Source organism: Acidithiobacillus sulfurivorans (assembly GCF_018853815.1).
Classification (GTDB): Bacteria; Pseudomonadota; Gammaproteobacteria; order Acidithiobacillales; family Acidithiobacillaceae; genus Acidithiobacillus; species Acidithiobacillus sulfurivorans.
On record NZ_JAAOMP010000071.1, the window covers coordinates 1 to 220 of the forward strand.

At 59.5% G+C, this 220-nt stretch carries 1 protein-coding gene; it reads left to right on the plus strand.

What is annotated here, in order from left to right; genetic code table 11:
• Nucleotides 1–220: transposase (locus tag HAP95_RS06090; RefSeq protein WP_215883403.1), on the plus strand; the 220-nt coding region annotated here is incomplete at both ends.

Sequence of the window (220 nt, forward strand, 5' to 3'; positions counted from 1 at the left end):
GACGATGCTGGTGGTAGCCACCGGGGTCAGTCAGGCCCCCAATGACAAGGAACAGGTCATCCCCATGCTGGAAACCCTCCAGGCGCAAACAGCGCAACTGGGACCGATAGAAGCGCTGGTGGCCGATACGGGTTACTGCAGCGAAAAGAATGTGGAAGCCTGCGAAGCACTGGGGATCACCCCATTCATTGCCGTGGCCAGAGAAGAGCACCATCCCGAC